Here is a 24151-nt window from a genome sequence, read left to right as displayed (position 1 = left end):
ATGGGTTGATTTAAAAGGCTCGTTGTTACGCGCAGGGTGCTTCCTTCGGACGGAAGGCTAAACCCTGAATAGTAGCGATCGCTAAAATACTGAATATAACAACTGGGTATAAACTCCTTAAATTTGCCATAATTCCCTGTGAGAGTTTCGCTATCCTCTACTTAAATTTTAGGATTCTTCGATCCGAGTTTTCGGGTAGGACTAAAATTACATCATGGATAAGGGTCTTTTAGCAAGCCTGAAGGATTTGCGATCGCAGCAGAATGGTATCCCGGAAGGTTGAATTATCTTTTTCTCTTCACAAATCAAATTGGTTTATTGAAAAAGATTCTCAATTAGGATATATTAGAGCCAGCGATCGCTTTAACCCAGAGCATAGAAGCAACTGCTAAGATAGCAATGCGATCGATTAATACCTATTATTATTTGCTTCTCTCCAGCGAATATGACTTCAAGGAAGATGAAAGAGGAAAATTTGAGCAATACTACTCTAAAATTAACTCGTTTTTTCACTGTATTTCGCCACCCAGATTTACGTTATCTCCCTGTTTGGTTTGTATTGATAACTGGGATGGGTATCTCTATCATTATGGCGATTTTTGTCGAACGTTGGGAGCGATCGCGAATTCAAGAGCAATTCGATCGCCGTGCGGATAATCTCGCTTTTGCATTACAGCGAAATCTCGATGATGTCTCGCAAGTCGCGCGATCGCTTTCCGGATTGTATAATGCTAGCGATCGCGTTAATTCTGAAGAATTTCACGAATTTTCCTTACAAGTTCTGAGAAATACACCGGGAATCTTAGGGATGGGTTATGCTCCCAAAATTAACCAAGAAGAAAGAATAACCTATGAAAAAAGCCAGAACTTAAAAATCTGGCAAAGTCGCGCTGGAGAAGGACGAGCAATTGCTCCCGAAATGCCCGAATATTTTCCTTCTACTTATCTCGAACCCCGTAAATATTTACAATCCTTTCGCGGTTATAATCATCTCGGAGAATGGCAGCAAAAAGCTGCGATTGAGAAAGCCAGAGATACGAGTGTTTTAGCGATCGCCCGCAGTTTTTCTTCTGAATCTTCACCTCACAAAGAATTTATTATCTACTCTCCAGTTTACGATCGTACTGGTTCTTTAGTAAGTCGAGAAGATCGTAAAAATTTATTTTCAGGTGTTGCTTATACTATCTTTCAAGTCGAGCATATCATCCGCACAGCCTTCAAAGGACTTGATACAAATCACTTGGATTTTTATTTTTATGAAATGCCAGTCGACCGACTCGAATCGGCTCTCAATAAAAGTCTCAATTCTCCAAAAGACCGTTTTCTCATTGCTTACAAATCTCAACAAGAGAGATTTATTCAAGATGCAGAAAGAGCAAAAATAGACCAATTACTGGCAAATTCACCTCGCCCTCGTCACTGTCCTTATAGTCAAGATTGGGCAACTTGCATTCGTACCGTTAATTTAGAAGATCGGGAATGGTCTTTATTGATTTTACCTGAAACATCATTGAACAGAACAGTTGGAAAACTAAGCGGAATATTTGCGATCGGATTGCTGGCTACGAGTATCCTTGTTTTATATCTTTTTATGTCTCTCAAACGGTCTGCTCAACAAGAAAAATTATTGCAAGATTTAAAAAATTCTGAAAGGAAATTGAAGATTCAAAAAGAGAATTTGGAAAATGCCCTACTCCAGCTAAAACAAGCACAGTCTCAACTCGTCCATACAGAAAAAATGTCGAGTTTAGGGCAAATGGTTGCAGGCATTGCTCACGAAATCAACAACCCTATCGGTTTTATTTATGGTAATATTGATTTTATTCTTCAATATAGCCAAGATATTATAAAAATCCTCAATTTATATCGTCAATATAATCCCAATCCTCATCCTGAAATCCAAGAGGAAATCGAAAATATCGAGTTAGAGTATATTCTCGATGACTTTCCTCAAATCTTAAAATCTATCCATTCTGGAGCCAAGCGAATTAAAGAAATTGTTCTGTCAATGCGAAATTTTTCCCGTTTAGATGAAGCAGAAATGAAGTTTGTCGATATTCATGAAGGAATCGATAATACCCTCACCATTTTGCAACATCGTCTCAAGGCAAAAGGAACATATCATAGTATTCAAATTATACGAGATTATGGGGATTTACCTAAAATAGAATGTAATGCAGGGCAGTTAAATCAAGTTTTCATGAACTTACTTGCAAATGCTATTGATGCGTTACGAGAAGCCAGCGATCGCGATCGACTGACTGAAATTCCTCAAATCGTCATTCGGAGTAAAATTGCCAGCGATCGCTCGATCCTTATTGAAATTGCTGATAATGGTTTAGGTGTACCATCCAACATTCAATCTAAATTATTCGATCCCTTTTTTACAACTAAACCTGTTGGCAAAGGAACGGGTTTGGGTTTATCCATTAGTCATCAAATTATTACAGAATTTCATCGCGGTCAATTGGAATGTATTTCCGAACAAGGACAAGGCACCTGTTTCCGCATTTTTCTTCCTCTTGTCCATCCTCCTGTTGATGGACAAGAGGAAGAACCTCCACTTGTTGTACATTATTAACTTTTGTTGCGCGATCGCGATCGTGACCCGAGGGAAATTTTAAACTCGCTTTGATGAGTTGCTCGATAAGAAGAGATTTTATGGCTTATTTTTGGTTTAAAGCATTTCACCTGATTGGGATCGTCGTCTGGTTTGCCGGATTATTTTATTTAGTTCGTCTCTTTGTCTATCATGCTGAAGCCTCAGAACGAGATGAACCCGCACAAACTATCCTGAAGGCACAATATGAAATTATGGAAAAGCGCCTTTATCATATTATTACCATGCCCGGAATGGTCGTCACAGTGGCGATGGCGATCGGTTTGATTTCAACAGAACCCGAAATTTTAAAATCGGGTTGGCTGCATATTAAACTTGCCCTTGTTGCTCTATTAATTGGCTATCATTTCTTTTGCGGGCGCATTATGAAAAAATTGGCAAATGGTGAATGTAACTGGACGGGTCAACAGTTTCGCGCTTTAAATGAAGCACCGACAATTTTATTAGTGACTATTGTTCTCTTGGCAGTATTCAAAGGAAATTTACCGTTAGACCTAACAACATGGCTCATTTTTGCCCTCATTATTGCTATGGTAGCCGCCATTCAACTTTACGCGAAAAAGCGCCGACAGGACAAAGAAAAAATGTTAGAGCGCATTCAGCAACAAACATCAGTATCGTCAGCAAGTTAAGAAGGAACTTAAAACATTTCTAAAAACTTTGTCGGGACGTTTTTGAAAATGTCCCGACAAAATAATATTACACCAATTCTCCTAATATTCGCTACATTTGAGTAGTTCGTTGTTGTGCAAAGAGAGTTTTTCAATGTAGTTTGAGATTAGGAAATTAGGTTAACTTTCTATTTACCCTTGCTACCACTAAAAGGTTGAACTCCAGTAGCTGGATAATCATCATGGGTAGGGCTGAAAAATGTTGCAGCAGCTTCTGCTAATTTTTTAAAAAAGCCGGGCTGCTTTTGCAAATGTGTTAATGCTTCCATTACGTCATCTGCGGAAAACTCAAACCCTTCTTCTTTCCCGAGGGCCGCTAGATCGTCCGGATGGAGTTTTGATGCCAACTTTTCTTGGAGTTGTTGGTTGTTAGCGGCTTCTGTCAAAAATTGCAATACGTTATCTTTAGACATGATAAGATTTTTATCAAAAAGAAAAAAATATCCTCCTACTTATTAGGATACAAGAAATGGTAAAAATTGGCGCAATGTAACGTTTGTTTAAGGTTTCTTGACAGCAATCGCACTTCCTCGATTTGCCCAGAAAAGTTAGCCGATCGCAGCAACAATACGATCGCCTTGTGCTAATTTTTTCAGTTCTGCTAATGCTTCCTGCCGCGCCCAGCGATCGGCGAAAATAATATCATCTAAAGTGGGAGTTTTTGTATTTTGAGATTGGAAGCGATCGCAGACTTTTTCGATCAGTTTGGGAATATCTAAAAAGCCGATTTTCTCTTCTAAAAATAGAGCGACAACTTGTTCGTTAGCGGCATTTAAAACCGCAGGCATTGCCCCGCCAGCACGTCCCGCAGCATAAGCTAAATCCATGCAGGGATACTTCTGGCGATCGGGGGCGCGGAAGGTCAAATTCCCTAATTTTACTAAATCTAACGGCTCCCAATTCGTAGGAATGCGTTCTGGATAAGATAAAGCGTATAATAAAGGTAAGCGCATATCTGCCCAGCCCAATTGTGCTAAAACTGATGTATCTTGCACTTCAATTAATGAGTGAATAATACTTTGAGGATGAATGACGATATCAATGCGATCGTAGTCCATGCCAAAGAGATAATGTGCCTCAATAACTTCTAAACCTTTATTCATTAAAGTTGCCGAATCAATGGTAATTTTTTGTCCCATCGTCCAGTTAGGATGTTTCAAGGCATCGGCAACTTTAACTCGAGCCAATTGTTCGGCGGGTAAATCTCGAAATGCTCCCCCCGAAGCTGTTAAAATAATCTTGCGAAGTCCGCCTTCGGGGACTCCTTGCAAACATTGAAAAATGGCCGAATGTTCCGAGTCTGCGGGCAATAATTTTACCCCATGTTTTTCCACCAAAGGCAATACAACGGGACCGCCAGCAATGAGGGTTTCTTTATTCGCTAAAGCAATCTCTTTCCCCGCTTCAATGGCTGCTAAAGTGGGTAACAGTCCCGCACAACCGACAATTCCTGTGACGACGCTTTCTGAGTCACCATAACGCGCGACTTCGACGACTCCTTCTTCTCCAGCTTGCAGAATGGGAGAATAATCAAGGGAAGAAAGCGCTTCTTTTAATTCAGGAAATTTCGTTTTATCGCGAATTGCAACAATTTCCGGTTTGAATTGACGAACCTGTTTTGCTAATAATTCTACATTGCGTCCGGCCGCTAAACCCACCACCCGAAATCGATCGGGATATTGCTGCACGATATCAAGAGTTTGCGTGCCAATAGAACCCGTCGAACCGAGAATTGCGATCGCTTTCACAAGCCTTCTCCCTTAACTAAACTTAACAATCTGGAAATTTTTGTTAAGTTCACTCTATCAAAGAGAGGGAAGCAAGAGAACATAATCGCATATAGGGGCGCTAAATTTAACGACCCTACAATCGCAAATTAAACTAAAAAAGTGGAGCCGAGCAGAGTTGAACTGCTGTCCAGACTGGGTATTGACTTACCGCTCATTCACAGGCTTAGCTTCAATTACCCTAGAAGCGGGGAGCGTTCCTTATCCCGAACGCTAGGATTCTCTAGTAAAGTCTTAACTCAGCAAATGACCAGAGGCATTTGAAGAGGGCATCCGTTGGGGTTATATCTGTAATCCTTAACGGAGTCACATTACAGATGCTCGAAACCGTTTTATGGGTTTAGATTAAGCAGCGACAGGCGCAGCTTTACGAGCGAAAGGAACGATGTTGTTCGCAGTTACTATTTTGTTTGAGCCTTTGATTTACGAGAGGAGACTCACTCTCGACCTGAATCACAGTTCAGCTTTCACCAACCTGTCGAAACCGTTGCGGCCCCGTGTAATTTTATTATAACTAAAATTTTTGTTTTTGGCAGGGATGCAAGAGGGACAGAATGCAATCGCGGTTTACTGTTTATCCGCAAATCGTCAAGAGTTAAACACCCAGAATAAATAACCGTTGAGCAAATAGTGTTCTCGCTTCTGTGACATTTAATTCACTCTCTGCGAGAATTTCTCCTAATGTTTTTTGGGATTGCGAATTTGCTTCACAAACTTGCAAAAAAGTCAAGTCTTTGGCAGCTAAATTGGTGAGTTCGTAATCGGCATTAAAGAGGGTTTTTCCAGGCCAGCCGTGAATGCAGGGATGAAGTTCTGGAATCCCTGCAAGAAAGGTTTCTTCCTTTGACCAATCGGTTTTCACGAGGGGAGAACGCCCTAAGAAAAACTCATAATGCGTAATATTTTTCGGGTTGAGAAGTTCGATGAGACGATAGCGATCGCGTTCTGACAATTTACTTGCTCTTGCCATTAAATCGGGAGAGTTTCCTAACAGGCGTTCTAATTGCCAGAATTTTGGATTGGAAAAGCCGATAAATTCTAAGTCCGAGGCATCAATTAAGTCGAATAAAGTGTTAATATTATAATCAATTTCTTGAGGATGAACGTACATATCTGCAAAACTTTCATCCTTATGATTTTCCATTGACCAGCGCGTTTTTTCTCGCTGAACAAGTGGGTTATCTTCGGGAAGAGAGGCAAAAATATCCCGTCCAACTTTTACGCCATCGGTATAATCTCCGCGTTTATTGCCTTGTAGTAAGGCGATCGCTTCTTGCATTAAGCGAATTTCCCAGCGTCCCAATTCTGCGTAGACAAAAATATGAAATAATCCACCGGGAGCTAATTTTTTAGAGAGGGCTTGAATGCCTTTCACGGGATCGGGTAAATGATGCAAGACCCCAACATTATTAATGAGGTCAAATTCTCCTGAAATTTGTTCGACATCGTAGAGGCTGAGATGATGAAATTCGACGCGATCGGCACCGGAACGATCGCATCTCTCTTTGGCCACTTTTAAGGCACCGGAACTGAGATCCACGGCGACGACTTGCGCTTGCTGATTCAAATGTACCAAGTATTCCGTTCCTACTCCCGTCCCGCATCCTGCATCGAGAATGCGAATATCTTGACGGCTGGGTTTTTGTCCCGTACAGAAACTATAAGCCGCCGTCCAATCCCAGCGCCAATTAAAGCCCGGGGGGGGTTCGTCGGACATGGCATCGGGGGGAAAGGGATAGGTATCGTAGAGCTTCTCGACGGCGTTGGAAATGGTGCGATCGTCAGACATACAATTCAGGCAAAATTCAGGTGTAATAGTTTTTATATCATCGATCGCGGTGTTTCTTGACGAAAATCCTGTGATTGGCTCTTAATTTCGCGATCGCTTTGTTGTTTGGGTGGCAATGCGATCGCTAGAGAAGGGAAGATCGATTATAGTACAAGGGTAAAGTAATTTCTGATTCGCGTCGGGTATTTATGATTGCTGCACCCCCTCCAGAAATTCACTCTCGCGTACTGTTGCAAAATATACGTTGGGAAACCTACGAAGCCTTGTTAAAAGACTTTGAAGAACAGCCCGGAATTCGCTTAACTTATGACCGAGGTTTACTGGAAATCATGGCTCCTCTCGATCGCATGGCGTTGTATTTGGCGTTAAGCGTTCCTGAAGTTTGGCGCTATGATGGCAATGCGATCGCTTTCTATTGTTTGCAAAATGAGCAATATCAAGAATGCAATTCTTCAGCAATTTTTCCGTTCCTACAATCTGAGGATCTGCTTCATTTTTTGGAGCAGCAAGGAAGCATCGGCGAAAATAGTTTAATGCGAGGGTTTCGGGCATGGGTGCGAGAGCGATCGCGCTAAAAATTATCCCCTAGTTTTTGTCTGGCGATTTCAGTGCGATCGCTTTTCTCTGCTTCTGTTTGATATCATAGAAATGTGCTTACCACGACTGAGAAACAAACAATTATGAATATTATCATTCCCGATGAGGTTCTGCACGATAATCAGATTGTCGAAAGCGAACTCAAGCAAGAAATCGCGATTTTTCTATTTCAAACTAAAAAGCTCAATCTGGTGCAAGCTAGTAATTTAGTACAAATGAATAAAGCTCAGTTTCAAGATTTAATAGCGAGTCATAAAGTTTCTATTCGCAAAGATACTGAAAAATCAGAAAATAATATCTTAAATTTACAACAAAATGAAAACTCATTTCCTCGTTCCTTTGGCATAGGGGCGAGTGGTTTAGGAAATTTATCAGAAAGAGTTGATGAATTATTATGGCAGGAATAATCAAAGTTTTAGTTTAATTCGACCTGCTAAAATTGATTATCTGGAACTGTTGCCTTAATTCGCTTTTTATTAGTACATAAAAACTGTTTATCTTGTTTTGTATTTTGGGTCGCGATCCGCCTTCGGCGGCACAAAGCAAGAGGGCAAAAGAGCAAAGGGCTAGAGAGTCCTCGGCTGCACGCGCACAATCCGAAAACCGATATCGTAGTAACGATACGCGCGATTGCTGCCGTCGCGATACGCGGAACGGCAATGCCTCGGATCATTGAACCAAGAACCGCCCCGTAGTATCTTTGTGGTATCTTCGTCACTTCTCAGCCATGCACTCCCATCCGTCGGCGCTTTTTTATAGTTATCGTGCCAATCATCCTCGCACCACTCCAAGACATTCCCGTGCATATCGTATAACCCAAATTCATTCGCTACCCCGAAATATCCCACGGGTGTCGTCTGCCGGCGATATTCTCCTTGTGAACCGCGTCCGTAGCTTCCTTTCCAACCATATTCCTCGCGATCTTCCCCGCAATAATTCGCTAGATTCGTAGTTATCGTTTCCCCAAAGTGAAACGGTGTTTCTGTTCCTCCCCGACAGGCATACTCCCACTCCGCCTCTGTTGGCAATCTATACTCTCTCCTCGTTTTATGTTGTAATCTCGCACAGAATTCCTTTGCATCCAGCCAAGAAACTTGCTCTACGGGTCTTTTCCCTCGACTTTGTTCTTCATAGGGTTCTTGAAAACGGGACGGATCTGGGGCTAATGCTTGCTCTACTTGCTCCCATCCCGCCACGATACGCCATTGTTCCTGTGTCACCGGATAACGCCCGATATGGAACGAGGAAACATTAACCTCATGTTGGGGACTTTCACTGTTCAATCGCTCTAATTCGTCCTCTGGCGACCCCATTCGGAACGTTCCTGCGGGGATAACAACCATTTCTAGCCCGATGCCTTCTCCCAAATCTTCCGTATAACATTCAGCCTGTCCTTGATGCCTGTGAATGGTCAAAATTGCCATGTTCTTCAGTTAGGAGAATTTTCTTCAAAGTCCCCCGCACTCAGAGGATTGAGGGGGAAAACACGATATATTTTAAGAGCCGAGTAACGTTTCGGTTTCCCTACTAGGCTACTCGACTCAGTTTTATTTTCGGATGCCTTTCGCATCGCCGGAACAGGTCTGGACTCTCCTTTGGCACGCCCGACAAATTCCCATTTGCCAGTTCTGGCACAGCAGAGTGCTCGGCTGCACGCGCACAATCCGAAAACCGATATTGTTGTTACGATTCGCGCGATTGTTGTTGTTGCGATACGCGGAACGGCAATGCCTCGGATTATTGTTCCAAGAACCGCCCCGTTTACCATGCCTGCCCCAATTTCAGTTTATCAGTTATTAGGGGCGCGAGAATGTATGAAAATCAAAAATAGAGCGTCTTAACCGATAAGTGTCGCCATGTTTTAAATGCCCTTCCCAACTTCGCAACCGTTGGATTACTTCTCCTAGGGACAATAAGCCTTTCGCGTAATCTCGCTGCATTTGTTTGAGGCGCGATCGCCCTCGCCTGACATTATCATTGCGGACGCGAATACGATCGCTTAAAACGCGAAAACCTAAAAAACTCGCCCCGCGATCGGTTTCAAATAACTGACTTTTAACCGGATGAAGTTGCAAGCGCAATGTTGTTAAATAATTTTCGATCGCTTCTCTGGCACGAACAAGAAATTCGCGATTGCTACTAAATAGTGCAAAATCATCGACATAACGCAAATATTTTTTAACTTGTAGCGTTTCTTTGATAAAATGGTCGAAGCGATCGAGATATACATTCGCAAAAAACTGACTGGTTAAGTTACCAATCGGCAGTCCTTTTGGACGTAATAACGGCGTTAACAGATCGTCACCGGGAAAATGATAAATGATTTCTTCTTGGGGATTGCTGCGATCGATAATGAGTTCGATAAGCCAGAGGGTATCCTGACATTTGATTTTACGACGAATCTCGGTTTTGAGAATTTTATGGTCAATGCTGGGAAAGTATTTACGAATATCGCATTGCAAAATATAGCGACTCGATCGCGCAAATTTGACGAAGCGTTTGAGGGCGAGATGAGTACCGTATCCTTGACGATTGGCATAAGTATCGGCAATAAAAGAGCGATCGATGACAGGGATAATAATACTGCACAGGGCGTGATGAACGATGCGATCGCGATAAGGAGCGGCAGAAATTAATCGCGGTTTGGGGTCATAAATCCGAAAAGATTTATAAGCACCCGGAACGTAAGTTTTGCTTGCAAGTTCTTCTTGGATTTGAAAGAGATTTCGTTCTCGCCGATGGTTAAATGCCAAAACATTTTCTCGAAAACGTTTCCCTTTTTGAGCGCGACGGGAAGCAAACAATAAATTTTCCCATTCTATAATTTTTGGAAACAGATTGCCATGACGTTTCATTGTAACAATGTCGGTTAATTCTCTCGGCTCTAATGAAGGTTAAATATTAAATTCGGTCATATAACAATTGCGGACTTCCTCAATCCATTTCAATGGATTTCTCATATGAGACAGGGATTTTCAATCCCTGGCGGATCCCGAATGAGACCGAGAATTTAATTACCGATTTATTTTTTTAACTTCTATCAATGGATTTCTCATATGAGACAGGAATTTTCATCATTTAATCTGTTTGTTGTTTGATCCATCCTCCCACCTCTAAAGAGCGCTTCGCTGGTGGGTTTTGTGCGAGAGATCTATAAGTTTTTTGGATAATTGGTAAATCTTGCAATTTTCTTTTCTAGTACAATAAAACTATACAGAATGTATTTTGGGTCGCGATCCGCCTTCGGCGGCACAAAGCAAGAGAGCAAGAGGGCAAAGGGCTAGAGAGTCCACGGCTGCACGCGCACAAACCGAAAACCGACAGAGTAGTTACGATTCGCGCGAGCGAAGTTGAAGCGATACGCGGAACGGCAATACCTCGGATCAATGTACCAAGAACCGCCCCGTAGTATCTTTGTAGTATCTTCGTCACTTGTCAGCCATGCGCTCCCATCCGTCGGCGCTTTTTCATAGTTATCATGCCAATCATCCTCGCACCACTCCCTAACATTCCCGTGCATATCGTATAACCCAAATTCATTCGCTACCTTAAAATATCCCACGGGTGTCGTCTGCTGGCGATATTCCCCCTTTGAGCCTTCCCCGTAAACATAGCGACCATCATAGTTAGCAAGTTTGGGGCTTATCGTTTCCCCAAAATGGAACGGTGTTTCTGTTCCTCCTCGACAGGCATACTCCCACTCCGCCTCTGTTGGCAATCTATACTCTCTCCTCGTTTTATGTTGTAATCTCGCACAGAATTCCTTTGCATCCAGCCAAGAAACTTGCTCTACGGGTCTTTTCCCTCGACTTTGTTTTTCATAGGGTTCTTGAAAACGGGACGGATCTGGGGCTAATTTTCGCTCTACTTGCTCCCATCCCGCCACGATACGCCATTGCTCCTGCGTTACCGGATAACGACTGATGAAAAAAGCAGAAATATCGACCTCATGTTGGGGACTTTCCCGGTTATATCGCTCTAATTCATCCTCTGGCGATCCCATCAGAAACGTACCTGCCGGAATTGCCATCAGTTCCAGTTGTATATCCTCCTCTAACACCTCAATAACGCCCATTCTCCGCCGCTTTTCCCTGCGAATGCCCCATTCCCCTCGCCTCCCTTTAACACCCCTAGATTGACGTTCTAACACCGCCACATCAAACTCAAACTCATAGGTTTCCTCAACCTCAACCCGAGCCACCGGAAAAGATTCCAGCCGACGAGAAGGTTCCGGGGGAAATTCTTTTTCCTTCACTTCCGTCCCAGAATGAGCAGCCGCACCGCCTTCCACCTCCGCCGCAAACGCCGCATAATCGTCCCCCAACTCCTTCAACACCGCCAATGACACCGCCGCAAAAGGCGGTAACTCTTCCCCTTGAGAACTTCCGGATTGTTTCAATAAGACAACAAAATCATAGAGAGACTTGCTCCATTCCTCCTCAATGTACAGAGAAACGGCATCAAACACCCTCTGAGAATCGCTCTTAGGAGCATCCCCGAGGAAAATATGGCGAATATCCTCACGGACAAAGCGATACTGCACCGTATCCGGAGCCGTATCCGCAGCGATCGCACCGATCGGCTGCAACAATCCCCCCAAAAACACCTCAGCAACATGAATGGGTTGAGATTGGGGCAGTAAAGCCGCCTGTAACAAACGTACCACCGGCAAACAAATTACTGGAGCCGCCGACAGTAACCCCGCCAACTTCCGCGCCACAGGAGAAGCCGTCTGGCGAAAACGTTTTACCCGGTCTCGGGCGTTAAGTTGAGCCACCCGTGCTTGAGGTGGAGATTTCCCCCCCCGAGGCAACTCGGGAGGTAAAACAAACCCCGCAACGCTAACCCCACTCTTCCCCGCAAGGGTTTGACTCCAAACCGCCGCAACTTCAGGATCCAACGTCAAAACCGGAACATTAATCCCCTTATCCAATTCTAGATCCTTCCACAGCAACAATTCCGCGATCGCCAGATCTCGATTTGCCTGTCCGGGGTACAAACTGCTCAAACGCACGGAAGCCCCCAACCGCAGCCCCGTTTTCAACCACAGCCAATCGGGGAGCATTTGCAGGATGGCTAAGGGTTGCATCCGCGCCCAGTCCCGCAAAACGGGTAAAATACTACCATCGTGCCAATATACCCCCACGCAATCGCTCGCGATTAAAATCAACCGCCGCCGGCTGGGATCGAGCAATTCCCGAGGATTGGCAAAACGCTGTCCCGTGCGCGATCGCAACTGTATTCCCGACTCTCCCTGCAACCCCCAAACCCGCACCTCTCGAAAAATACCGTAACCCTCAAACAATCGCTGTAATTCCTGTAGGGTATGCCCCCAAAGGGTCATAGAGGGGTTTTCATCCACCACTAATGCCAAATCCAACCAAGGCTCGAGTTCCGAGGTCAAAACGGGGTAGCAAATGCCCTGTCGTGCCGTTTCCCGTGCCGTCGCGACCTCATCTAAAATCGTCCGCCGGCCAGAATTAACCCGACTCATCAAAGGACGCAGCGATCGCACAAAATTGAGAGGTTCTCGCAAGGAAGGGGCATCGGGTACCCTTAAAGGCAGGGTTTCGCCGCCATACTCGGCTCGAGGGCGATCGCTTTGTAAGTCTGCATAGATCGGGGTCGTTTCTGGACTCGCAACGGGAGGCAAAACTTCTCCCTCTTCTCTCGCAAAGGGAAACACCGAACTTTCTGGAGGGGGAGTTTCCCTCGGAAGGGGTTCTTCCTGTGCAAATTCTCGTTGTTTGAGTACCAGCCAAAAAATATCGGCAATTTCCGTCCCCGTCAATTCAAGATCGATCCCCAAAGCAGCGATCGCGGACTCTAATTTTGTACGATTTGAGGGTTGCTGGGTCATCTATTTAAACGCTGCCATAATATTTCTTGGATGGCCTGCTTTTCCGCTTCGTTTTGCGGGCTATTTTTCCCGGTCATTAAGTAAATTGCATTCAGAAGCTGATCCGTTGCGCGATCGGCGGATTCTCCTTTTTTAGGGACAAAAGCCGCGATCGCCTTCTCAATTTCATCTTGCTTTTGTTGATACATTTTTGCACCAAAATGCGCCTTAACAATTCGCTGTAAGGCAGCTTCTCGCGGATCGGGCATATTCACTCGCAAACATCGCCGTTTAAATGCTGGGGGAAAATCTCTTTCGCCGTTACTGGTCATCACAATAATCGGAAAAGCACAGCAACGAACTTTCCCCCCTGCGAGGGTATATTTATCTTCATCTTGCGTCCAAATCGTAAAAGAATGTTCTGAGTTTTCGGGTTGCGATCGGCGCACTAATTCTGGAATGGGAAATTCTCCTTCTTCAAATAAATTTAATAAATCATTGGGTAAATTAATATCGCTTTTATCAATTTCATCAATTAAGAGAACTCGAGGCAATAAAGAAGGTAAAAACGCCGTTCCCAACGCGCCTAACGTGATATATTCGCCGATCGCTTGTTTTTCTTGCAGTTCGACATCTTGCAATCTCCCAATAGCATCATAGCGATACAATCCTTCTTGTAGGGTCGATCGCGCTGTAATCGGCCAAGATAAAACCGGTCCCGAATTTAATTCGTAAGCGATCGCATAAGCAAGGGAAGTTTTGCCGGATCCGGGTCGTCCCGTCACCAACAGAGGTCGCCGCAAATAAATCGCCGCATTGACCGCACGGATGACTTCTTTTCCTGTTTCTTCTGCGGAGGAAATCCGAAAATTTCGCCCTTTTTTCAATCCTTTTTCGCGATCGGGATGTCGTGCTAATTGTTGCAATGTTTGCCAGCGCAGATCGATACCGCGATCGTCGGTTTCGAGATCGTCTTTTTTGCCAAACTGTCGCCAAGGGGGAGGATCGATTTGCAGGAGTGCTTGTTCAACTCCTTTATGCCTTTTCCCATCACCGTTAAATAGATACCAATTGGCCATTATTTTAACTCCTGTTCAATGATTTAGATTCCAAAAACAAGGATATCCTCTTGTATGAGTTCTGGGTCAAATCGAGACGGCAATCGTTTAGGATTATCGCATAAAAAACCAAGATGATATCCCAGATAATGATTCGCCTTCTCTCTTTTTACATGGGCTTTTTGACGAATTCTCTGAATTGCCGAGAATAAATTCTCAAGATTGTTAAAATTATCCACTGCAAAGATAGCGGTAAATCCTTGTTCTGCATCAATTGGCTTGATGTGACACTTTCTGAGCCAAAAAGCGATCGGCAAACCTCCTTTAATAATTGTTTTGAAAAAATCATCTTTATGCGATCGTTTGGACAAAGGACAATCGCTATTTAAAATTAACGTTTTGTTTTCATCCAATCTAATTTCTAATTCATCCCAATTAAAATTATCTTTTAAGGTAGAGATACACTCTATTTTTTCTTTGAGGCATTGAGGTGTAGGATTAGCAGAGACAAATCGGTTTAAATCATCCCATTTATTGTTTAATCGAATCTGAAAATCATACTCTGTTTGGGTAAAACGTTCGAGAGGACGAACGCCCAATTTATATTCATACCCCATCCATTTTTTTTCACCTAATCCGTCTGGGATTGATGCAAGCTCTAAGGGTGATATTAAATATTTAATAGGTAGAAATACTTCTAAAATTATCCTTTCTCTTTGTGGATAATGAATGAGATAAGTTCTATTACTGACACAGATAAACTTATAAATAGTCTTAATAATTTTATTTCGAGAACATTGAATTACTGCTTGTTCATCAAGTTGAATCGGTATTTTTTTGACAATCTCTGCACAATCCTCTTTTTGAATGATTAACTCTGCTTCCAAATTAAAGCGATCGCTATCTTTAGATTCAACAATAATGAGTAAATAAGGTTGAACTTTGACCGTATTTTTTCTTTTTAACTCCTGCAAAGTCCCTAACTTAATATTGAGGCGATCGGCGAGTTGTTGAACCCAACATTCTAAGCGATCCTGAATTGAATTTATTTCTCGTCCTTGATGCAGAAGACAGTAAGCAAATTTGAGAATGATGGGAGGCTTATCGGCATCTTTATGAGATGCTTGAAAAAAATTAGCTTTTAAGATTTTTTCAACTTCTGAAAAATCAGATAAATTTTTAATATTAATGAGTTGTGGATCGATTTCACTGATATTTCTCGGACTAAAAACTCGAGACAAAATTGACTCAATAATATTGCGATCCTTTTTGTGAATTTCTGCTAATAAATTGCATAAACATTTCCATTCTTTTTGACGAATACAACACAAGCGATCGCTTACTTTCTTGAGTTTGGGATTATTTGAATTTCCTGCATATGCTCCCCAAATTAAATCGAGTAAACGCCCTTCTTTTTCAGCCCATTGAATTAACTTAAAAACAGCAGTATCTAAAGACTTTGTGCTAACAATCTCATTGAGATTTTTATTTAGCTTATACATAACCATTCTTTCTAACGGTTCAGGATCTCTATAAGCATCTATTAATGCTTCCGATAAAATGCCTTTTTTATCTCCCGATAATTTCATGCTTTTGTCTTAACTAGAAGAACATTTTTCAAGCGAGAATTCATAAAATCTTGGGCAGTAGGTGCGTTATACTGTCGCTAATCGCATCCTACTTAAGCTGACGTTTTTCCAGAGGAATGAGAGGAATAATCACCGTATAGAGAACCATTAAGATAGACCCATAGATAGGATGATAAAAATCTAAAGCCGTAAAAGGAAGACCCCCGATCGCGATCGCCCAAACCAGAAAAGCACCCACAGAAATTGATGCTTGTTTAATCGTCGGTCGCTGTTCTTCTTCAGACGGCAAAAAGCGCAAATAAGCAAAAGTTAGAAACAGACAAATCGCCAAAATCGCCCATAAAATTAGATTTTGGGGAATCTCATTACTCGCTTCTACCATCGTTTTAATCGTAATCCAAACTCCTACAATTTCAGCAGGAATATACTTCATCACCTTCTCAAAATAACCATCAATCTCTGATGAAGATTTAGACGCTTGTAACTCGGTTTCAATAATTCGGCGACTCATATAATTTAAGTTCTGCGATCGCAATATAATCTATTCTAACTCAGACTCAATTTCTTTGTAAATAGAGCTAAACAAAATACCCTCTCGAATCATCCCAAAAGCTCGAGAACGCTGTGCGTGATGTAATGCAACCAATTCCCCTTGGTCATTAAAACAAGGCGATCCGCTAGAACCCAAAGCACTCTTGTTAATATATTGAACGATCCCACTCTCCGGATATACTCCTGTAATTCCATCGCAAGCGATCGATAATTTCATCGCATCTCCTTGAGGATGATGTAATAAATTAAGCCCATCTTTTCGAGCTAAATTTGTGCTTGCATTCCAACTCGCCGACTTAATGAAATTACCCGCTTCTTGTTGTGTGGAGAGAATTTTGCGATCGACTTTCAGTAAAACATAATCTAACTGATTGGTTGGACTAAATTTTAAAACAGGTTGTTCGCGATCTAAACGAAACGATTTCCCTTTTTGTTCCGTTCCATTCTCCAATGTAATATAACCAAAATGTAAAATTATATCGATCGCATTAGCATCAAGATCGTCTGTCTCACGAGAACAGAGAACATGATAATTGGTCAACACATAGCGATCGGCGATTAACACACCACTGGCGGTAATTTCTTGCTTGGGGACTTGAACTAAACAAACCGACTTAGATTGTTCGATAATCCTTTGTAAAAAGCCGACATCATACCAATCTGGTTGCGACCTCAAAAAACTTTGTAATTGTATTTCTTCTCGATCGCCTTGCCAATCAATATCGGGTCCAAACTCATTAACTTGTAAGGGATCGAACTCAATCAGATACCGTTTCTCAAAATCCTTAAATATTGTTTGATAAAATTGTTTTAACTTAGGGTTATCTGGATTCTTTTCATATGCACCAAGAATTAATTGTTCCAATTTACCATGTGCTTCTGCCCATTCAATTAAATTGTAAACAACAGAATCCAAGTCACCTCGACCGCCAAAACGAGCCAAATTTTGACTCAGTTTAAAGTCAACCATTCTTTTCAATGGTTCGTAATCTCGATAAGCATCCAATAACGCTTCAAATAGGTTTTCTTTTTGTTCCATTGTCTGACAGTAAAGATTGTCAACAGTAAGATTTTTATTATATCTCTTTTATTTGCTTCCTTTTCAACTCATAAAAATATAACTCAAAAAACGCGATCGCAGGAAAATCCCCAGTATTAATCATTGTTTGCCGATCGCCGATCGCTATATTTAATTAACAAAGCGATCGCGAGACTGGTCATTAAAATTAAAACCGTACTCAATGCCGAACCAAAACCCCAATTTCTCGTTGTTCCTAAAAATTGATTGTAAATTAAGCGCGAAATCGTCATACTAGAAGCACCTCCTAGCAATTCTGGATCGATAAAATCTCCCAAACCAGTCACAAAAACCAATAAAATTCCAGCAATGATTCCCGATCGCGTTTGTGGGATAGTAATCTGCCAAAATGTTTCCCACGGCGTTGCCCCGAGATCCGCCGATGCTTCGAGTACGTGGCGATCTAATTTTTCCACCGACGCATAGAGAATTAAAACCATATAAGGTAAATAATTGTAAGTCATCCCGATCTCGACTGCGATCGGGTTATTTAAAACATCTAAAGTTGGCAACCTCAAAGCCATTAAAATTGTATTTAAAAGTCCAGTCGGTCGTAAAATAGAAATCCAAGCATAGGTTCGCAATAAAGAAGAAGTCCAGAGGGGTAAAATAAACATCAAAAGCAATAAATTTCGCCAGCGTTGCGGAGCAATTTGCCCCAAATAGTAAGCAACGGGAAAACCCAAAAGTAAGCAAAATACTGCTACTCCTCCAGACAAAAATAGCGATCGCGCTAAAACTCGTAAATGAACGGGATCGAAGATGCGAAAATAGTTATCTAATCCGCTTGGATTGACGATTTCACCGGGATGAATATTGGGAACTAAACTCAGTTCAAAAATAATCAGCGTCGGGAAAACAAGCAAAAATAATAACCACAATCCTCCCGGTGCAAGCAAGGAAAATATCTCCAACCAGCGTCTCCAAAAATAACCCGATTCTTGAATTAATTTTTCCGATTCTCTGGTTTCCCTATCTCCTTCAATCATTGTTCATTGTTCATTGTAGAGGGAGGTCGATCGTAAATTCCGTTCCTTTACCAATTTGAGATAAGCATTTGATTTTACCTTGATGTTGCTCAATAATTTGATAAGCAATCGCAAGCCCTAAACCCGTTCCTTTCCCTACAGGTTTAGTCGTGAAAAACGGATCGAAAATTTTCCTGCAAATGGCTTCAGGAATGCCAACACCATTATCCGAGATCGCAATTTTTATCCACTTTCCTTCGACAGAACTGCGAATTGTAATCTGAGGATTAAACGTAACACTTTCTAAAGCATCGATCGCATTGACTAAGAGATTTAAAAAGACTTGATTTAACTGTCCAGCATAACATTTTAACTGCAAAGGATAACAAGTATATTCCTTGACAATTTCAATATCTGGCTTTCCCGATCGCTCTTTAAAACGGTGTTGAATAATCAATAGCGTGCTTTCCAGTCCGGTATGAATTTCGACTTCTTTCAATTCCGATTCATCCAAACGCGAAAAATTCCGCAAACCGATAACAATCTCGCGAATTCGATTCGTCCCAATTTGCATAGAAGCCAGTAGTTTAGGTAAATCTTTGGCTAAAAACCCGAGTTCAATTTGTTCGAGATGCTCGTGAATTTCTGGAATGGGATGGGGATAAAATTGCTCGTATAGTTTGACCAGTGTGAGTAAATCTTGAGCGTATTGAGCGGTATAACCTAAGTTCCCATGAATGAAATTAACAGGATTATTAATTTCGTGGGCGATTCCAGCTACCATCTGACCCAAACCGGACATTTTTTCGCTTTGAACTAATTGTGCTTGAGTCATTCTCAATTGCTCTAATGCCGCTTCAAGCTGCTGCATGTGCCCATTCAGCCGATCTTCTCGAGAGACCAATTCATCTGCCATCACATTAAAATCAGTTGCTAACTGTCCGATTTCATCGGCAGATGCAATTGACAGTCTTGTTGTGAGGTTTCCTTCTGCAAGTTTTCGAGTAGCTCTAGTGAGATTGTTGATGCGTCGCACGATTTTTCCTGTTACCCAATATCCCATTGCGATCGCGATCCCGCCACCGACTAAGGACACCATGATAATTCCCAGCCATAGCTTTTGTTGAGCGTGTTTAAGGGAGTCGAGAGGACTCAAAACCATTAATTTAAAGTCTGCATCTTTTAACCCGGAAAGGCTGGCAGTATGAGCAAAATAACGGCGATCGCGAATCCTTACGGTGGATGCTCCCAGTTGAGGTGTCGGGATTTGTATCTTCTCTCCTTCTTTATCTTTTAAAGTCGAAGCAATTAAACGTTCTCGTTCAAATGCAGCAAGATGCTGTCCCGTACCCAAGACAATTTGCTCTAACAGTTCGTCACTGACCGCACTGCCAATAATAACACCGCCAATCGTTCCTTGATGGGCTGCGATCGGGGATGTTCCAATGAGTAAAGAAGGGGCAGAACTTTTAGAGGCGAGAACACTTGTAAAACTTAAACCACTTAAAATCTGAATTCTCATTTTATAAAGATTCAGATCTAGATCGCTTAGCTCCTTGGTTTTTAAGTCTGCCAAAACATCACTTTCACTATTAAAAATAGCAAGAAAGTTAATTGAGAGTGATGTTTTCAGAGGAATGAGTTCTTGTAACAGTTTTAATGAATCTTCTTGTTCTACTGCTTTGCGAATTTCTGCATTTTCGGCCAAGAGTTTGGCATCTAAGCGCAAATGTTGTTTTTGTTGTTGAAATTCTCGTAAAACCAGAGTTGCGATCGCGTTGGTTTCGTGGCGAGTTCGGCGTTCGAGACTGCGACTGACATGGATGCCGAGACTCATTGTTCCTAATAACCACACCCCCAAAAATATCGAAACAAAAGGAAGGCTGATTTTTCCTCGCAGAGATAATTGAGAATAGACTCTTTTGAGTTTGGCGATCGCTTGGAGATGAAGTTTTCTGGCAGCAATCTTTTTTGGTCTCGATCTTGATTGTGAATGAGAGTGTGCGTCAAATTGCATGGTTGACAAAGAATTCGGAATTCTCAATAGAAATAATTGGAAGGCATTGGTTATTATGCTGAATTTATATTGAATTTTTAACTGATTTTTTTGAAAAAGTATTCAAAAGAGACAAATATTTTTATCTAAGTATTATATCACGCAGGGTGTGTCTTTAACACCGATCGTAGAGTCTGACGCACCCGACATTTAATTGTTTTTTGCCCAAGCTTCAAAGCGATGCAATCCCAGCAAATCGCAGGAGACGCTACGCGTTCGCGACAGCGTTCCCGCTAAGCAACGCCAAGGGAACGCACACCAAGACATTCGGGATTTTTCAACTTTTCTTTGAATGAGAGAAATTTGAGACTTTACTTTTTATTATTTTTCAGATAGTCAAATACAGATTTATCGCCGATATCGTCAGGAATAGCTTGAAAGGATTTACGAAGGGCAAAAATCGCAAACAAAATGCTCCAACTCCCTAAAAGAACGCGTTGAATCTCCGAGGGAAAAATTCCAATCATGAATCCTAACAAAAGAATGGGAACAAGAGGAGTTAATAATTTTGTTTCCAAGCGATTAAAACAAAAGGCTTCTTTAAAATAAATTCCCGTTAAGGCGGCAAAAAGAAAACCCGTTCCCAATAAGGTCAGAGGATGGTTATAGATAAATAAAGCGAGAGGTTCGGAGGCAGAGAAAGCGATCGCGGCAGAGAACACCGTACCGATTAACCAAAACAGCTTTAACAATCGATGCAAAGGAATTAAATAAATATGAATAGTGAACAGACTGACTCCCAAGCCAAGGGAAAAAATAGTAAAAAGAACAGTTAAAGCGTTCAAAATCACAGGAGTTGCGCCTTGCCAGAAATAGAGACTTGTTCCGAGGAGAAAAGAAAAGGCCGCTGTTGCCAAACCGCTTCGATAGATAATGACTTCTTGACGATCGCGATCGTTAATGGTAAATTCACCAAATTGGCCTTGATAAATTACAGTTTCTGTAGATTGCATTTTTTTAATTAACAGTAAAGAACGAACGGTTATCAATGTTCGACAAGCAAAGATTGACCAACATAAATTGATGCTTAATTTGAGATTGTCCGCTCGAGTCGGCGAAATTCTTTTTCGACTTCCGCCCAAAGAGAACGATTGTGAGGATCTGTACGGAGCGCTTTTTTAAGATAGAGTCTGGCTTTATCAAATTGGCGCTGATTGATGAGGTGTCGTCCCCAACATTGATAGGCGATCGCTTGCCATTGACGCACCTCAATATCTTGAGGCAGGCGGATCGCCAACCCTTCAACCACTGCGATCGCTCTGGCAAAACGACGCTTTTTTAGTAAATCTTGCAAGAGTTGGTAAGATTCAAATTTGAGCGATCGCTCCCGTTCTGATAAAGGCGATCGCGGGGATTTCACCTTTCTCGGTTGTTGGTAAATTTTTGGTTTGGGGCGAACGGGAGGGGGAGGAGGGGGAGAAACGACACGAGGAAGAGATGCACCGGCTTTCAGAAGAGATTGATAGGCCTCGGTAATTTCAATAAATTTAGCTTGTGCGGCTGCTTGATCGTCAGGATTGACATCGGGGTGATATTGTCTGGCCAAACGCCGATAAGAGCCTTTAATTTGCTCGAGTTCTGCCCCAAATTCTAGCCCTAACACGCGATAGCACTGCACCAGATTCATTCCTACCCATTTCCGAGAAAAAGCCATTCAATCTCAAAAATAACTCAGAATTGTTAAATTGTAACTGTTTGAGCTATTCCATTCGCGAGAAAAAATTAAGTATGACCGGTAAAATTATTGCGATCGCTGGAGTGACAAAAGGACTGGGACGAGCAATGACCGAGGAATTCAGCGATCTCGGGCATAAAGTCTTGGGTTGCGGTCGTTCTCAAAGCGAAATTGCAACATTACAGCAAATTTATCCGGATAGTAACTTCCAAGTTGTTGATATTTCTGATGCCAACCAAGTCGAAAAATGGCGCGATCGCTTGTTAAAAAAATGGCAGGCTCCCGATTATCTGATTAATAATGCAGCCCTCATGAATCGTCCTGCGCCGCTTTGGGAAATTAGCGATCGCGAATTTTCTCAATTGATTGATGTCAATATCAAAGGAACTGCCAATACAATTCGTGCCTTTTTACCAGCCATTATCGCAAAAAAGTCTGGAATTATTGTTAATTTTAGTTCTGGTTGGGGGCGTTCCACTTCTCCGGAAGTCGTTCCCTATTGTACGTCGAAATGGGCGATCGAAGGACTATCCCGAGGGTTAGCACAAGAAGTCCCCAAAAATATCACAGTTGTGGCTTTAAATCCGGGAATTATTGATACAGAAATGCTGCGAACTTGTTGGGGAGAAGGTGCGGCGGGTTATCCCACGCCGCAACAATGGGCTAAAAAAGCAGTGCCGTTCATTTTAAATCTCAAAACTCGCGATAACGGTCAATCTTTAACTGTTTTTTAAAGGTGTGATGAATTAAGCAAAGCTCTACACGACGAATCTTCAAGAATGCTTTTCCGATCGCATGGAGGACTATACCTTAGTAAATTTTTTCCGTTATTTAGCATGATTTCCGAGAATCCCCCTCTTGTAATCTTTGATTCAAGAGGGGACGGTGCTTTTAAAGGGCGGAAATAGTTCCGCCTTCAGCACCTCATGAATCGGATAAAAATTTGGGTTCGATGCCCAAATTTTTATGATTACTTATTGCTTAAAAAGATATACTTTGCTAAACTCTATCTAGAGAATCAAACAGATAACTAATAATGCGACAAGCAATCAAAGTTCGACTATACCCAAATATGGTGCAGCAAGAGGCTTTATCTAAGTCTATGGGGTGTGCGCGTTGGTTTGGAACTTTGCCCTTAACGCCTGTATTCAGCATTATCAAGAAACAGGAAAAACATTAAAGCTATCCGCATACAAGGGAATACTCCCCCAGCTCAAAAAGGAATATCCGTCTTACTTGGTTGGATATGGCGAGGAAACCTCGCCATCCCCCAAGCGCTGGTTAAAAACAGATTGTTATTCTGCTGTTCTTCAGTGTGTCGCTATCAATCTGAACAAAGCTTACAAAAACTTTTTTGAAGGAAGAGCCAAATTTCCCCGATTCAAATCAAAGCGCCGTAAGCAATCCCTTCAATATCCTCAGCATGTTGTCATTACCAACAATTGCTTAAAAGTCCCAAAAATTGGTGAAATTAAAGCAGTCTTTCACAGAGAAATCATTGGCAAGATAAAAACGGTTACGATTAGCAAAACTGCGTCAGGTCAATATTTCGCATCCATACTCTGTGAAACTGAGGATATCCTACGAGAAGAATCATCTCTTCTCGGGAAAGAGACATTAGAAAATTTCGAGGATAAAATCCTAGGAATTGACCTTAGATTAAAAGATTTCGGGTCTACCGAACATGATATGTAGACCCATATTTTTCATAATTTAGTCTATGACAAAATATGTGAAGTCTTGAGTATTTCTAAACCCCATCAGGATTATGGATGCAATTTAGATGCAAATATTATTAATGATTTTCCAGTTACTAATCTCAGTACAGGACAAAACTTGCAAAAAGGCATGGGAAGAGGGTTTGATAGAAAT

Annotated in this window: 21 protein-coding genes, 1 other RNA gene and 1 pseudogene; 7 read left to right on the top strand and 16 right to left on the bottom strand. The window is 42.0% G+C overall.

All coding sequences use genetic code 11. The features are described 5' to 3' along the window. The first annotated feature begins 571 nt into the window (after positions 1-571). Together AC6RV6_RS10730 and hemJ are read left to right on the top strand one after the other, a co-directional pair. Entirely contained in the window at positions 572-2581 is a 2010-nt protein-coding gene (locus AC6RV6_RS10730) for a CHASE domain-containing protein (RefSeq protein WP_500240833.1), read from the top strand. An 80-nt stretch (positions 2582-2661) separates the two neighbouring features. After that, entirely contained in the window at positions 2662-3252 is a 591-nt protein-coding gene (gene hemJ, locus AC6RV6_RS10725) for a protoporphyrinogen oxidase HemJ (RefSeq protein ID WP_500240832.1), read from the top strand. A gap of 167 nt (positions 3253-3419) precedes the next feature. Here the strand turns inward: hemJ and AC6RV6_RS10720 are convergent, their stop codons facing one another. The 4 genes from AC6RV6_RS10720 to AC6RV6_RS10705 all read right to left on the bottom strand — a co-directional run bounded on the left by AC6RV6_RS10720 (position 3420) and on the right by AC6RV6_RS10705 (position 6867). Further along, entirely contained in the window at positions 3420-3704 is a 285-nt protein-coding gene (locus AC6RV6_RS10720) for a Nif11-like leader peptide family natural product precursor (RefSeq protein ID WP_500240831.1), read from the bottom strand. 135 nt (positions 3705-3839) lie between these two features. Next, positions 3840-5039 carry a 1-deoxy-D-xylulose-5-phosphate reductoisomerase gene (dxr, locus tag AC6RV6_RS10715; protein ID WP_500240830.1) on the bottom strand — a complete coding sequence of 400 codons (1200 nt, stop codon included), beginning with the start codon at positions 5037-5039 and terminating at the stop codon, positions 3840-3842. Positions 5040-5178: 139 nt separating this feature from the next. Next, positions 5179-5575: a transfer-messenger RNA gene (ssrA, locus tag AC6RV6_RS10710) on the bottom strand. A gap of 98 nt (positions 5576-5673) precedes the next feature. Beyond that, positions 5674-6867, bottom strand: coding sequence for a class I SAM-dependent methyltransferase (locus tag AC6RV6_RS10705; protein WP_500240829.1), 1194 nt, complete (start codon positions 6865-6867; stop codon positions 5674-5676). A gap of 188 nt (positions 6868-7055) precedes the next feature. Between AC6RV6_RS10705 and AC6RV6_RS10700 the strand changes: the two genes are divergently transcribed. Further along, entirely contained in the window at positions 7056-7442 is a 387-nt protein-coding gene (locus tag AC6RV6_RS10700) for a hypothetical protein (protein WP_500240828.1), read from the top strand. Positions 7443-7547: 105 nt separating this feature from the next. Continuing rightward, positions 7548-7871, top strand: coding sequence for a UPF0175 family protein (locus AC6RV6_RS10695; RefSeq protein ID WP_500240827.1), 324 nt, complete (start codon positions 7548-7550; stop codon positions 7869-7871). A gap of 159 nt (positions 7872-8030) precedes the next feature. On the opposite strand, the gene AC6RV6_RS10690 is transcribed toward AC6RV6_RS10695, so the two are convergent. From AC6RV6_RS10690 to AC6RV6_RS10635, 12 genes and pseudogenes are all read right to left on the bottom strand, one after another. Next, positions 8031-8888, bottom strand: coding sequence for a formylglycine-generating enzyme family protein (locus AC6RV6_RS10690; RefSeq protein ID WP_500240826.1), 858 nt, complete (start codon positions 8886-8888; stop codon positions 8031-8033). A 123-nt stretch (positions 8889-9011) separates the two neighbouring features. Continuing rightward, a pseudogene (locus AC6RV6_RS10685) lies at positions 9012-9215 on the bottom strand (hypothetical protein); the annotation flags it as partial. A 45-nt stretch (positions 9216-9260) separates the two neighbouring features. After that, a complete protein-coding gene (locus AC6RV6_RS10680; RefSeq protein ID WP_500240825.1) occupies positions 9261-10319 on the bottom strand; it encodes an RNA-directed DNA polymerase in 1059 nt (352 codons plus the stop codon). 425 nt (positions 10320-10744) lie between these two features. Further along, on the bottom strand, positions 10745-13324 hold the full coding sequence (locus tag AC6RV6_RS10675; RefSeq protein WP_500240824.1) for an SAV_2336 N-terminal domain-related protein: 2580 nt from the start codon (positions 13322-13324) through the stop codon (positions 10745-10747). Next, on the bottom strand, positions 13321-14382 hold the full coding sequence (locus AC6RV6_RS10670; protein WP_500240823.1) for an AAA family ATPase: 1062 nt from the start codon (positions 14380-14382) through the stop codon (positions 13321-13323). Before AC6RV6_RS10670 ends, AC6RV6_RS10675 begins: the two co-directional genes overlap by 4 nt. A 23-nt stretch (positions 14383-14405) precedes the next feature. Continuing rightward, positions 14406-15950 (bottom strand): effector-associated domain EAD1-containing protein, encoded by a 1545-nt coding sequence (locus tag AC6RV6_RS10665; RefSeq protein WP_500240822.1) that lies wholly within the window; start codon positions 15948-15950, stop codon positions 14406-14408. An 88-nt stretch (positions 15951-16038) separates the two neighbouring features. Beyond that, the gene (locus AC6RV6_RS10660; RefSeq protein WP_500240821.1) at positions 16039-16461 is read right to left on the bottom strand and encodes a hypothetical protein; all 423 of its coding nucleotides are present in this window, start codon (positions 16459-16461) and stop codon (positions 16039-16041) included. 30 nt (positions 16462-16491) lie between these two features. Continuing rightward, complete coding sequence (locus tag AC6RV6_RS10655) at positions 16492-17541, bottom strand: effector-associated domain EAD1-containing protein (RefSeq protein WP_500240820.1); 1050 nt, start codon at positions 17539-17541, stop codon at positions 16492-16494. A gap of 116 nt (positions 17542-17657) precedes the next feature. Beyond that, positions 17658-18569: an ABC transporter permease gene (locus AC6RV6_RS10650; protein ID WP_500240819.1), complete on the bottom strand. Its 912-nt coding sequence runs from the start codon at positions 18567-18569 to the stop codon at positions 17658-17660. Positions 18570-18579: 10 nt separating this feature from the next. Continuing rightward, a complete protein-coding gene (locus tag AC6RV6_RS10645) occupies positions 18580-20565 on the bottom strand; it encodes a sensor histidine kinase (protein ID WP_500240818.1) in 1986 nt (661 codons plus the stop codon). A 350-nt stretch (positions 20566-20915) separates the two neighbouring features. Next, complete coding sequence (locus AC6RV6_RS10640) at positions 20916-21557, bottom strand: DUF2301 domain-containing membrane protein (protein WP_500240817.1); 642 nt, start codon at positions 21555-21557, stop codon at positions 20916-20918. 74 nt (positions 21558-21631) lie between these two features. Continuing rightward, positions 21632-22231 carry a J domain-containing protein gene (locus AC6RV6_RS10635; RefSeq protein ID WP_500240925.1) on the bottom strand — a complete coding sequence of 200 codons (600 nt, stop codon included), beginning with the start codon at positions 22229-22231 and terminating at the stop codon, positions 21632-21634. Positions 22232-22332: 101 nt separating this feature from the next. Here AC6RV6_RS10635 and AC6RV6_RS10630 point away from each other — a divergent pair, with 101 nt between their 5' ends. The 3 genes from AC6RV6_RS10630 to AC6RV6_RS10620 all read left to right on the top strand — a co-directional run bounded on the left by AC6RV6_RS10630 (position 22333) and on the right by AC6RV6_RS10620 (position 23974). After that, on the top strand, positions 22333-23013 hold the full coding sequence (locus tag AC6RV6_RS10630) for an SDR family oxidoreductase (RefSeq protein WP_500240816.1): 681 nt from the start codon (positions 22333-22335) through the stop codon (positions 23011-23013). 302 nt (positions 23014-23315) lie between these two features. Then, positions 23316-23459 carry a helix-turn-helix domain-containing protein gene (locus AC6RV6_RS10625; protein WP_500240815.1) on the top strand — a complete coding sequence of 48 codons (144 nt, stop codon included), beginning with the start codon at positions 23316-23318 and terminating at the stop codon, positions 23457-23459. Next, positions 23396-23974: an RNA-guided endonuclease InsQ/TnpB family protein gene (locus AC6RV6_RS10620; protein ID WP_500240814.1), complete on the top strand. Its 579-nt coding sequence runs from the start codon at positions 23396-23398 to the stop codon at positions 23972-23974. Before AC6RV6_RS10625 ends, AC6RV6_RS10620 begins: the two co-directional genes overlap by 64 nt. Positions 23975-24151 lie beyond the last annotated feature (177 nt).

The organism is Spirulina sp. LEGE 11439, from assembly GCF_059821285.1.
The sequence above is the reverse complement of the archived record's forward strand: the minus strand, read 5'-3'. Positions and strand labels throughout refer to the sequence as shown.

Coding starts and splice junctions, on each gene's coding strand:
- hemJ (WP_500240832.1), top strand. CDS start 2,662: ATGGCTTATTTTTGGTTTAAAGCATTTCACCTGATTGGGATCGTCGTC.
- AC6RV6_RS10660 (WP_500240821.1), bottom strand. CDS start 16,461: ATGAGTCGCCGAATTATTGAAACCGAGTTACAAGCGTCTAAATCTTCA.
- AC6RV6_RS10730 (WP_500240833.1), top strand. CDS start 572: ATGGGTATCTCTATCATTATGGCGATTTTTGTCGAACGTTGGGAGCGA.
- AC6RV6_RS10665 (WP_500240822.1), bottom strand. CDS start 15,950: ATGAAATTATCGGGAGATAAAAAAGGCATTTTATCGGAAGCATTAATA.
- AC6RV6_RS10655 (WP_500240820.1), bottom strand. CDS start 17,541: ATGGAACAAAAAGAAAACCTATTTGAAGCGTTATTGGATGCTTATCGA.
- AC6RV6_RS10635 (WP_500240925.1), bottom strand. CDS start 22,231: ATGAATCTGGTGCAGTGCTATCGCGTGTTAGGGCTAGAATTTGGGGCA.
- AC6RV6_RS10625 (WP_500240815.1), top strand. CDS start 23,316: ATGCGACAAGCAATCAAAGTTCGACTATACCCAAATATGGTGCAGCAA.
- AC6RV6_RS10675 (WP_500240824.1), bottom strand. CDS start 13,324: ATGACCCAGCAACCCTCAAATCGTACAAAATTAGAGTCCGCGATCGCT.
- AC6RV6_RS10670 (WP_500240823.1), bottom strand. CDS start 14,382: ATGGCCAATTGGTATCTATTTAACGGTGATGGGAAAAGGCATAAAGGA.
- AC6RV6_RS10695 (WP_500240827.1), top strand. CDS start 7,548: ATGAATATTATCATTCCCGATGAGGTTCTGCACGATAATCAGATTGTC.
- AC6RV6_RS10630 (WP_500240816.1), top strand. CDS start 22,333: ATGACCGGTAAAATTATTGCGATCGCTGGAGTGACAAAAGGACTGGGA.
- AC6RV6_RS10705 (WP_500240829.1), bottom strand. CDS start 6,867: ATGTCTGACGATCGCACCATTTCCAACGCCGTCGAGAAGCTCTACGAT.
- AC6RV6_RS10700 (WP_500240828.1), top strand. CDS start 7,056: ATGATTGCTGCACCCCCTCCAGAAATTCACTCTCGCGTACTGTTGCAA.
- AC6RV6_RS10720 (WP_500240831.1), bottom strand. CDS start 3,704: ATGTCTAAAGATAACGTATTGCAATTTTTGACAGAAGCCGCTAACAAC.
- AC6RV6_RS10680 (WP_500240825.1), bottom strand. CDS start 10,319: ATGAAACGTCATGGCAATCTGTTTCCAAAAATTATAGAATGGGAAAAT.
- AC6RV6_RS10645 (WP_500240818.1), bottom strand. CDS start 20,565: ATGCAATTTGACGCACACTCTCATTCACAATCAAGATCGAGACCAAAA.
- AC6RV6_RS10690 (WP_500240826.1), bottom strand. CDS start 8,888: ATGGCAATTTTGACCATTCACAGGCATCAAGGACAGGCTGAATGTTAT.
- AC6RV6_RS10650 (WP_500240819.1), bottom strand. CDS start 18,569: ATGATTGAAGGAGATAGGGAAACCAGAGAATCGGAAAAATTAATTCAA.
- AC6RV6_RS10640 (WP_500240817.1), bottom strand. CDS start 21,557: ATGCAATCTACAGAAACTGTAATTTATCAAGGCCAATTTGGTGAATTT.